Genomic DNA, 10,418 nt, shown 5'->3' with positions numbered 1-10,418 from the left:
GAACAGAAATGGTAATGCCAGGAGACAACTCCACATTTACAGTAACACTAATCACACCAATCGCAATGGACGAAGGATTAAGATTCGCTATTCGTGAAGGTGGAAGAACAGTAGCATCTGGAGTAGTATCTAAGATTCTTGACTAATCATTTAGAATAAAATAAAAAGCGTAAGGGCGAGGAAACTCGCTCTTATTTTTTGCAAATTTTTAAATATCTCACATAATTTTCTTTTAAAAAGTCTATATGCTAAAATGAATTTACGGAGGTTTTATGAGCATATATAAAGGACTTAATAAATATAAAATTAGAATAATTGTTGTCATACTTCTTACCTTTGGCAATGCTCTAGGCGAACTTTTTTTGCCACGACTTATGAGCCTTGTCATAGATAAGGGTGTTGCTTATGGCGACACAGCTTATGTGCTAAAAATTGGAGCTCTCATGATAGTGGTGGTGATTTTAACTGTCATGTGCAGAGCATCTGCTGCCTACCACTCTTCAAAGACCACTATGGCTTTTTCAAGAGACCTGAGGTACAAGCTCTTTAAGAAAATTAATTATCTCAGCTTTGACGATGTTGAGCACTTTTCTATTTCGTCACTTATCACAAGGACTACTGACGATGTAAACCAAGTGGAGCAAATGGTTTTAATGGGACTTAGGCCCCTAATTAGAGGTCCCCTCATGTTTATCGGCGGACTCATTATGGCGCTTTCCACAAATGTAAAGCTGTCTCTTGTCTTTCCCCTTACCATTCCCTTTATTGGATTTGGAATTTTTTATGTCTTCAAAAGGGGTCTGCCCTACTTTCCAATTTTGCAGAGAAGGCTTGACAAGTTAAATGAACTTTTTAGGAGGAGGTTAACTGGTCTTCGCGTCATAAGAGCTTTTTCCAAGGACGACTACGAGGAAGAAATTTTTGACCAGGCAAATAGGTCTTATCAAGAGATGGCAAGTCTTGTGAATAAACTTCTTGTCAATGTGAGACCCATGCTTGGCACCGTTTTAAATTTTGGGATAATTTTTGTCCTCTACTATGGGGCAAAGTTAGTAGATATTAGAGATATGGGCATTGGCGAACTTATGGCCTTCATTCAGTACATCACTCAAGTTCTCATTGCCATGATCATGATGAGTTTTCTTTTAAGCCTTTTGCCAAGAGTTTTTGCATCTATGGAGAGAATTAATGAGGTTCTTGAGTATGAGGCGACAAAAACTGGTGGCGAAAAAATTTTATCAGAGGAAATTTTTGACATTGAGGCAAGGAACTTGTCCTTTTCCTATCCCGATGCCAGCTTAAAAGTCTTAAAGGACATAAATTTTCATGTGAAAAAGGGCGAGACCCTTGGCATAATTGGCGGGACTGGCTCTGGCAAGTCAACTCTTCTTAGACTTCTCCTGCAGTTTTACGATCCAGGTGAGGGCCAGCTTTTCATCAACGGCATAGACATCAGGAGTCTAAAAAACTTTGAGCTTAGAGAGGAAATTTCCTATGTGCCACAAGAAAATTTCTTCTTCTCAAAAACTGTTGCTGAAAATTTATCCTACGCAAGGGAAAATGCTGAAAAAGAAATAATGTTGGAGTCTATAAAAAATGCTGATGCTATAGAATTTTTGGGAGGGGATCCACTTAATAAGGAAATAGCAAGAGGGGGCAAGAACCTTTCCGGAGGACAGAGACAGAGACTTGCCATAGCAAGGGCTCTCACTCGAGATGCCTCACTTTACCTCTTCGACGATTCTTTTTCAGCCCTAGATTATAAGACGGATTATGAGCTTAGGCAGATTTTAAAGGAAAAACTTCAGGACAAAATTGTTATTGTTGTGGCACAAAGAGTTGCAACGATTTTAAATGCCGACAAGATTTTGGTTTTGGAAGACGGTCAGTTGGCAGGCTATGGTAATCATGAAAGTCTCATGAAGACAAATGAAATTTACAGGGAAATAGCAGTGAGTCAGGGGCAAGCTTATGAAGAAGAATAACACAATATTAAGGATAATTTCCTACTTAAAAAATTATAAGGGCCCTTTATTTCTTGCAATTTTCTTGACTATTGGCTCATCAATTTTTGAAATAATTTCGCCAAAGTTAATGGGAAATATTACCACGAGAATTTTTGAAAATGTAAAGATGAAGACCAGCATCGACTTTGATTTCGTAATAAAAATTTGCATAATAATGGCTGTCGTTTATATTTTTCAAGCTGTCTTTGAATTTTTTAGGGGCAGAATTTTAGTAGATGTGACTCAAGACTTAATTGCAAGATTTAGGAGGGAGATCTCCGAAAAGGTAAAGTATATCCCAACTTCTTACTTCGACAAGAATAAGACGGGGGACCTTTTGTCTAGGATGACTAATGATGTGGAGACTCTGGGCAAAAATTTGCAGCAGACAATTTCTTCAATCCTATCTTCTATTGTTTTAATAGTGGGCATACTCTTTGTTATGATAAAAATTTCCCCAACTTTGACCTTGGTCTTTTTATTTACCCTTCCCATGACCTACTTTTCCACAAAATTTATTTCAAGTAAGTCTCAGGGATATTTTAGGAGGAAGTCAAGAGGTCTTGGCTCTATGGTGGGCTTCGTCGAAGAAAACTTTTCTGGTTCTGAACTCATTAAGGCCTTTAACTATGAAGAAAGGGCAGAGAGGGAGTTTTTGGACATCAACGACAATCTCTACGAAGTTTCCTATCGCGCCTCCTTTATGACGGGCATCATGCTTCCCATTATGACTTTTATTTCAAACCTTGGCTATGTAATGCTTTCCATTGTGGGCGGACTTTTAGTGGTGTCTGGAAAATTATTTGTGGGAGACATTCAGGCAGTCATTCAATATGTGAGAAGGCTCTCCAATCCGATTGAGCAATTAGCAGAGATGGCGTCAATTTTTCAAGCTTCAATAGCTGCTGCCGAAAGAGTTTTTGAATTTTTGGACCAAGAGCCTGAAGTTGAACTTGTAAAGGATGAAATAAAAAGACCAGTGGAAGATATTGCTTTTAAGAATGTATATTTTTCCTACGATAAAAAGAATCCTGTCATCAATGACTTAAATCTTGCAGTTGAAAAAAATAAAACTGTTGCCATAGTTGGCTCAACAGGGGCAGGCAAGACTACTATTGTAAATCTACTTATGAGGTTTTATGATATTGATAGGGGATCTATTAAGATAAATGACAAAGACATAAGAGATGTTTCGAGAAAAAACTTGCGATCACTTTTTGGCATGGTTCTCCAAGATTCATGGCTCTTCAGGGGTACAATTTATGAAAATATTTTGTATGGACGAGAAGATGCCACAAGAGAAGAAGTGATTGAGGCGGCAAAAAAGGCCTACTGCCACTCCTTTATAGAGAAACTGCCAAGGGGTTACGAAACCATGTTAAATGAAGAGGCGTCAAATATTTCTCAGGGACAAAGGCAACTTTTGACAATAGCAAGGGCCCTCTTGTCTGACCCGGAAATTTTAATTTTAGATGAGGCGACTTCTTCTGTGGATACAAGGACAGAGGCGCTAATACAAAAGGCAATGAAAAATCTCCTTCACGAGAGGACAAATTTTGTAATCGCCCACAGACTTTCTACTATTGTAAATTCTGATGTGATTTTAGTTTTGGACAAGGGCGACATTGTTGAAAAGGGAAATCACAGAGAACTTCTTGCAAGAAATGGAGTCTATGCAGAGCTATATAATTCACAATTTAAGGACTAGGAGGTCAATATGAAAGATTTTATTTTTGATGTTAGTACGAGAATTCTTTTTGGAAGAGACCAAATGAAAAATTTGGCTTCTGAAATAAAAAAATATGGAAGTAGAGTTTTACTTTCCTATGGAGGAGGCTCCATTAAGAGAAGTGGACTTTACGACGAGATAATAAAAATACTTGAAGAAAATAATATTTTCTACAAGGAACTTTCTGGAATTGAGCCAAACCCAAGAGTTGAGTCAGCAAGAGAGGGCGTAAAAATTATTAGAGAAAATGATTTGGACTTCATCTTGGCAGTGGGCGGCGGCTCTGTAATTGACCTTTCCAAATTAGTTGCAGGGGCAGTTTATCTTGACTGCGACCCATGGGACATTGTAATTAAAAAGGCAAAGATTGAAAGGGCACTTCCTATAGGCACAATTTTAACTCTTTCAGCAACGGGTTCTGAAATGGACAGGGGCGGAGTTATTACAAATCCTGAAACTACACAAAAACTTGGTTTCGGCTCTGAATACACTCTTCCAAAATTTTCTATTTTAAATCCTGAGCTAACTTACACAGTTAATGCCAAGCACACTGCAGCAGGAATTGCCGACATAATGAGTCACACTATGGAAAATTATTTCACTTTAGGCGATGGAGCTTACATGCAAAATAGATTGGCTGAAGGAATTTTAAAGACTTGCATCCACTACGGACCTATTGCCATGAAAGAGCCAGAAAATTATGAGGCAAGGGCAAATATTATGTGGGCATCATCTTGGGCAATCAACGGACTACTTTCTACGGGCAAGGCAACAGGGTGGTCAGTTCACGCCATGGAACACGAACTTTCTGCCTTCTATGACATAACTCACGGCATTGGTCTTGCAATTTTGACTCCAAGATTTTTAAACCACATCTTAAATGATGACACAGTGGACATGATTAGGGACTTTGGCATTAATGTCTTTGGCATAAAGGCAAGTGAGGACAAGTTTAATGACGCCAAAAAAGCCATTGCACAGCTTCACATCTTCTTTGAAGATGACATGAATATACCAATGACCCTTGGGGAAGTTGGCATTGACGACAAAAAGCTTGAAGCCATGGCAGAGGCTGCAGCAAGACACGCTGGCGGCTCAATAAGAGGTGTAGTGGAACTTAAGAAGGAAGATGTACTAGAAATTTATAAGGCTTCTCTATAAGTTTTTAAAAAATTTTGAAATAAAAATAAAATATGAAAGCACAAAAAAAAGACGGGGACAAAAATCCTCGTCTTTTAAAATTTTATTCTTAAGCTTCTACTGAATTTTCCCAAAGTCCGTGGATATTGCAATAGCTTAGTGCATAAACTTCTCCACCCTTGTCAGTCTTAACAGCTGCTTCTACGCAAGGTACTGTAAATACTTCGCCTTCGCCGTGAGCGCTAAATTCATAAGAACCAACTTCAATTGGGAATTTTTCTCCTTCAGGTTTGAAGAAAACTTTGATCCATGCAATGTGGTGTTCTAAAGTGTTTGGATGTTCGATTTCTTCTCCAACAAGAGCCTTAATCTTTAGAAGACCGTCAGCCTTTTCAACGTGGATTACAGGAACGTGTTTTTCAGATTTAAAATCAGCAGTTTGTACTGTTTCAGTTAATTTCATTTTTATTACCCCCAAAAATTTATATTTTTACTACATAAAAGTTATTACCCTATTTAAATTAATTAACTCATTAATTTTAAAATAAGGAAAAAAACTTTCATATTTAGTATAATAAATTAGAGGTGCAAAATGGATAAAATAAAATTAATCGCCACTACAAATATGGGTCTTGAAGCTGTTACAAAAAGAGAACTCATAGACCTTGGCTACGAAGATTTAAAAGTAAGTGACGGAAAAGTTGAAATAGATTGCCAGCTTAAGGACATAGCCATCTTAAACTTAAAGCTAAGGACGGCAGAGAGGCTTTTGCTCTTAGTTGACTCCTTTAAGGCAGAGACCTTTGAAGAACTTTTCGACAAGGTTTTTGAAATTCGTTGGTGGGACTATCTTGGCGAGGAAGATAATTTCATCATTCAAGGAAGAAGTAGGAAGTCAAAATTATTTTCTATTTCTGACTGCCAAAGGATTACTGAAAAGGCAATAATCGAAAAACTGAAGATGAAGTACAAGGTTTCCTGGTTCGAAAAATCTGGTCCAAGAGTAAAAATTGAGGTTTCACTTTTAAATGACCTAGCAGAAATTACTATTGACACATCAGGCGAGGGACTTCACAAGAGAGGTTATAGGGAGGTAAACTACAAGGCTCCCCTTTCAGAAACTATTGCGGCAAGTCTTGTTAAGCTAACTTTTTGGAACAAGGACAGGATTTTAGCAGACCCCTTCTGCGGATCGGGAACAATTCCCATTGAAGCAGCCATGATGGAAAAAAATATTGCGCCAGGACTTATGAGAAAATTTGATTTTGAAAATTTTAAATTTTTCGATCCAGAAATTTTTAAGGAAGAAAAGAAAAAAGCCTACTCTGAAATAAGATATGATGAAAAATTGGAAATCTTAGCATCAGATGTGTCCTATAAGGCCATTAAAATCGCCAAGTCAAATGCAGAGATCCTTGGACTAGAAGAGGACATCTCCTTCTTCCAAAAGGACATAAGAGAACTTGACCTACCTGATGACTATGGCGTCATCATTACAAATCCACCCTATGGGGAGAGAATTGGCAAGGAAGATGTTGACCAGCTAAATAAAGAGTTGGGAGAGCTTGCAAAAAGCTTAAAGACTTGGTCCTTTTATGTAATTACTGCCAATGAAAACTTTGAGAAAAATTTTGGCAAAAAAGCTGACAGAAATAGAAAATTATACAACGGCAGACTTAAGACCTACTACTACCAATATTATGGGCCAAAGCCAAAAAGATAATTGTTATGTGAATCCTAATTTGCTATACTGTAAACAATAAATAAAGGTGGTGAAACATGGAAAAATATTTAGATGAAGAAGGAATAGGCGATAAAATTGATGACAAAATTGATTTTCAAGTTCTAAATGCCATTGCAGACTTAGTTCGCGTTCTCGACTATAACGAAAAAGTCGTCTTTGTCAACAAGGCAATGGAAGACCTCTTAGGTTATGACAGGGACAAAAAAGTTTGCATCTTGGGGGAAGATCTTTTTGATCCAGAGATAACTAGGCGGGCACTTTTAAGTGGCGAAGTTATCCAAAGAGAAGAAAATATTGGGAGCATGGTTTTTTCCGTAAAGTGTTCACCAATTATAAATAAAAAGGGAGAAATCCTTGGCGTAGTTGAAGTTTTTAGAAATGTAACTATGGCGCGAAAGCTGCAAAGGGAAATTATCGAGAAAAATAGGTTCATGACCAGTGAAACTATGGCAGCCTCACTTATCCAGCAGACAGTCTTGCCAGAGAGGGGCTTTATAAAAAACTTGAAGGTAAATTATGTTTACAAACCTTCTACAATTTTAAGTGGCGACATGTTTGATGTCTTTGAGATAGATGATGACCACATAGCTATTTACATAGCCGACTCTGTTGGTCACGGCTTTGCTGCCTCCATGGTTACCATGTTTATTAAGACTGTTGTGAGGACTCTGGATAAGCTGACTCTCATTTCGCCCCAAAAAACTCTCTCTGAACTTTGCACAAGGTTTACTAGTCTAAGGCTTGAAATAGAAAATTATTTCACTTGCTTTTATGGAGTTTACAACACAAAAAAGAAGAAATTTGTTTTTTCCAATGCAGGCCACTTGCCTCTGCCAATAATGGTTAGGGACAGAGAATTTATGAATTTAGAGTCCAAGGGCTATCCTATTTCAAGATTTTTTGCCAGACCTGATTATGAAGAGAAGGAAATAAAACTTTATTCAGGCGACTACATTTTGTTTATGACAGATGGAGTTGTGGAGGCTAGAAATTCAAAGAAGGAATCCTTTGGCTACGAGAGAGTCCACAATATAATCTTAGAAAATAATAAGGATGTCCTAGAAATTTTAGATAACGAATTAGAGGAATTTAATGACGGAGAACAGACAGACGACATCTCAATGCTTCTTATTAATGTTTGGTAAATAAAAAAGCTCACCACTTGTGAGCTTAAGAATTATATTCAGGCAATTTTTCTTTTAAAGAAATTTCTGCCTGTTTTTTTATTGCAAGGGAAAGTGCCATTGCCACAGCGACGTAGCCTATAATTATAAATTTAACAAAACTTACTGACCCAAAGGCCATATAGAGCCTAAAAATTATAAAGGCTGAAAGTGCCATAACAGCCATGCTAAGTATTCCAAAGAGAAATACTGGGAAGTTTCTCTTAACTGCATCTTGGGGGTTTTCCCAATCAAGCTTTGGATATTTTATGCCATAATAAATTCCAAAGGAAGATGAAGCATAAGACCCAAGGCAGGACCCTATTAGCATAGCCAAAATATATAGGCCATCAAAGCCTATGAGGTAGGCTAAAAATATTATTATTGGAAAAGTTGATATAAATTGAAATAAGCTGGACCCCAAAATTCTTCCCTTAACCTGATCTTCATAGGAAATGGGTAGAGTCTGCATTAGATAAATATTTTTCCCTTCGCGAGTGATGCTTGTGATAGACAGTGGTGTCATAAAGGCAGCGTAGAAAAAGAGTCCTATTAATAGGGCAAAGAAGACATCAATTTTTCCAAAACCGAAAGACTCTGTATTGGCAAAAAATTCTTGAATGTGTTTTATACTTTCGCCCTTTAAAAATCCAAAAATCATGAGGATTGGAAACATAAAAGCTCCACTTGCCAAGTTAAAAAAGTAAACGGGCGTCTTTATTACATTTGTCATATCTTTTTTTGCAAGAGAAATTGCAATAGATGTGTTTTTATTTTCGCCCTTTCTCTTTGCCCTTGAGCCTGAAGTATTTGCCCTTAAAACTCCAGCTATCATTAACTTTGAGAGTGGAAAGCTTAGGGCAAATAAAATTAGAGCCATAAGAAGAAGTATGGCAAGGCTAATAAAAAAGCCAGAGAGATTAGTCATCCCATAAAACTTATCCACTAGAAAAACTTGTGGGAAGAGGTGCTTGATAAAGTTAATTATGTTTTTTTCTAGTACTTCCTTTGAAAGCTCTGACCAAGTGATAAGCTGTGGTGCCAAGGTCGCCCCAATTCCAAAAATAAAACCAAGAGCCTGAAGTAGATTTTTTAGTCCACCTATGCCTGCAAAGGCCCTCATAAATAAAATCAGGATAATTGACAAAATTAAAACTGTAAAAATAATATTTGATAAATTAAGAAATATTATTGAGAAAAATTTTATAAGCTTTAAACTCCCATATTTAACCAGTGGAAAAATTAGGGGAATAAAAATGACAAGGCTAGTAAGGAAGGCTATAGCCACAGACCCTAAAATTTTTGAGAGATAAATATTATTTTGCCTAAGGGGAAGGGGAAGTAGGAGTTCCACATCCCTAGAGTAATAAATTTTTGAAATAATTCCTGGGCTGGTAAAGACTATTGTGCCAAGAGAGACAAAGCCAAAGAAGACCATTAGGACCAGGCTTTCCTTTCCAAGCTTTGCCATGGGTATTATAAAGCCAAGAATTAAGAAAAAATATAAAAAGGCAAGGTAGAAAAATAAAATTACAAGGCCTAAAACTGTTAAAACCCTAAAGTCTCCGCCATTTTTTGAGGGCTTTTTTAGGGGAGCAAGAAGACTCAGGTAGAGGTCTTTTTTTAAAAGTGTTTTTAATTCAAAAAATCTAGTCATAAAATCACTCCGTAAGCTCTAAAAAGATTTTTTCAAGACTTCCCATGTCCTCGGCAGCAGCCTTGATGTCATCGAGACTTCCCTCAGCAATTAATTTTCCCTTATTAATAATTGCAATTTCGTCGCACATTTTTTCTGCAACTTCCATGACATGAGTGGAAAAGAAAACTGTGCCGCCGCCATCAGCCACTTCTCTCATAATATTTTTTAGCCTAAAGGAACTTTTTGCGTCAAGACCAACCATGGGCTCATCTAAAATTAAAAGCCTTGGCTCGTGAATTAGGGCCCCTATTAAAACTATTTTTTGCTTCATGCCATGAGATAGGGCAGAAATTGTTGCGTCTAAATTTTCTGTCATTTCAAAAATTTCCGCGTATTTTTTTATATTTTCATTTCTCTTTTCTAAGCTCATGGAGAAGACATCTGCCATAAAGTTTAGATACTGCCTGGCAGTCATGGCCTCGTAGATGTCAGGATTGTCAGGCACATAGGCAAATTTTTTCTTTGACTCTATGGGGTCCTCTAGGGTGTCAATGCCGTCGATTTTAATTTTGCCACTGTCTTGCCTGAGCATGCCCACAATAATTTTAATAGTTGTAGTTTTGCCTGCGCCATTGGGTCCCAAAAAACCATAGACTACGCCATTAGGCACATCTAAAGTGAGATCATTTACAGCAATTTTTGTGGCAAAAGTTTTTCTCAAGTTTTCTATTTTTATCATCTTGCCTCCAGTTATGAAAATTTTTATAAAATTCACATCTAAAATGTTTTAAACTCTTTAAATTTAAAATTATCTTATAATAAAAAATTTTACCTGTCAATTCTATTTTGAAAAGAATCTAAATAGAAAGATAAAAAATTTTTACAAAAAATATTTGCAAAAATAAAAACCCTCATGCAAGATGATATGTACCCTCTTTACTGGACAAACCAGTAAGGAGGGTATTTTTATGAAATATAGTTATGAATTTAAAAAAGA

The 10,418-nt window shown here is 36.9% G+C and carries 8 protein-coding genes and 1 pseudogene; 6 read left to right on the top strand and 3 right to left on the bottom strand.

Going from position 1 to position 10,418, the window contains the following annotated elements; genetic code table 11:
* The 4 genes and pseudogenes from WMO19_RS09140 to WMO19_RS09125 form a co-directional block, all read left to right on the top strand.
* A pseudogene (locus tag WMO19_RS09140) lies at positions 1–146 on the top strand (hypothetical protein); the annotation flags it as partial.
* 126 nt (positions 147–272) lie between these two features.
* Positions 273–1,985, top strand: coding sequence for an ABC transporter ATP-binding protein (locus WMO19_RS09135; protein ID WP_349171541.1), 1,713 nt, complete (start codon positions 273–275; stop codon positions 1,983–1,985).
* Positions 1,972–3,714: an ABC transporter ATP-binding protein gene (locus tag WMO19_RS09130; RefSeq protein WP_349171539.1), complete on the top strand. Its 1,743-nt coding sequence runs from the start codon at positions 1,972–1,974 to the stop codon at positions 3,712–3,714. The genes WMO19_RS09135 and WMO19_RS09130 overlap by 14 nt, the downstream gene beginning before the upstream one ends.
* Positions 3,715–3,723: 9 nt before the next feature.
* A complete protein-coding gene (locus WMO19_RS09125) occupies positions 3,724–4,896 on the top strand; it encodes an iron-containing alcohol dehydrogenase (RefSeq protein WP_349171537.1) in 1,173 nt (390 codons plus the stop codon).
* 88 nt (positions 4,897–4,984) lie between these two features.
* On the opposite strand, the gene WMO19_RS09120 is transcribed toward WMO19_RS09125, so the two are convergent.
* On the bottom strand, positions 4,985–5,338 hold the full coding sequence (locus tag WMO19_RS09120; protein ID WP_349171535.1) for a desulfoferrodoxin family protein: 354 nt from the start codon (positions 5,336–5,338) through the stop codon (positions 4,985–4,987).
* 129 nt (positions 5,339–5,467) lie between these two features.
* Here WMO19_RS09120 and WMO19_RS09115 point away from each other — a divergent pair, with 129 nt between their 5' ends.
* Positions 5,468–6,598 (top strand): THUMP domain-containing class I SAM-dependent RNA methyltransferase, encoded by a 1,131-nt coding sequence (locus WMO19_RS09115; RefSeq protein ID WP_349171534.1) that lies wholly within the window; start codon positions 5,468–5,470, stop codon positions 6,596–6,598.
* A gap of 56 nt (positions 6,599–6,654) precedes the next feature.
* The gene (locus WMO19_RS09110; RefSeq protein WP_349171532.1) at positions 6,655–7,764 is read left to right on the top strand and encodes a SpoIIE family protein phosphatase; all 1,110 of its coding nucleotides are present in this window, start codon (positions 6,655–6,657) and stop codon (positions 7,762–7,764) included.
* A 25-nt stretch (positions 7,765–7,789) separates the two neighbouring features.
* Here the strand turns inward: WMO19_RS09110 and WMO19_RS09105 are convergent, their stop codons facing one another.
* Both WMO19_RS09105 and WMO19_RS09100 read right to left on the bottom strand, forming a co-directional pair.
* A complete protein-coding gene (locus WMO19_RS09105) occupies positions 7,790–9,439 on the bottom strand; it encodes a hypothetical protein (RefSeq protein WP_349171530.1) in 1,650 nt (549 codons plus the stop codon).
* A gap of 4 nt (positions 9,440–9,443) precedes the next feature.
* Positions 9,444–10,160, bottom strand: coding sequence for an ABC transporter ATP-binding protein (locus WMO19_RS09100; protein ID WP_349171528.1), 717 nt, complete (start codon positions 10,158–10,160; stop codon positions 9,444–9,446).
* Positions 10,161–10,418: the final 258 nt, after the last annotated feature.

This window comes from Peptoniphilus hominis (ex Hitch et al. 2025) (assembly GCF_040096015.1).
GTDB lineage: Bacteria > Bacillota > Clostridia > Tissierellales > Peptoniphilaceae > Peptoniphilus_A > Peptoniphilus_A hominis.
This window is presented reverse-complemented; position numbering and strand designations above follow the sequence as displayed.

Coding starts and splice junctions, on each gene's coding strand:
- WMO19_RS09135 (WP_349171541.1), top strand. CDS start 273: ATGAGCATATATAAAGGACTTAATAAATATAAAATTAGAATAATTGTT.
- WMO19_RS09110 (WP_349171532.1), top strand. CDS start 6,655: ATGGAAAAATATTTAGATGAAGAAGGAATAGGCGATAAAATTGATGAC.
- WMO19_RS09115 (WP_349171534.1), top strand. CDS start 5,468: ATGGATAAAATAAAATTAATCGCCACTACAAATATGGGTCTTGAAGCT.
- WMO19_RS09100 (WP_349171528.1), bottom strand. CDS start 10,160: ATGATAAAAATAGAAAACTTGAGAAAAACTTTTGCCACAAAAATTGCT.
- WMO19_RS09130 (WP_349171539.1), top strand. CDS start 1,972: ATGAAGAAGAATAACACAATATTAAGGATAATTTCCTACTTAAAAAAT.
- WMO19_RS09120 (WP_349171535.1), bottom strand. CDS start 5,338: ATGAAATTAACTGAAACAGTACAAACTGCTGATTTTAAATCTGAAAAA.
- WMO19_RS09125 (WP_349171537.1), top strand. CDS start 3,724: ATGAAAGATTTTATTTTTGATGTTAGTACGAGAATTCTTTTTGGAAGA.
- WMO19_RS09105 (WP_349171530.1), bottom strand. CDS start 9,439: ATGACTAGATTTTTTGAATTAAAAACACTTTTAAAAAAAGACCTCTAC.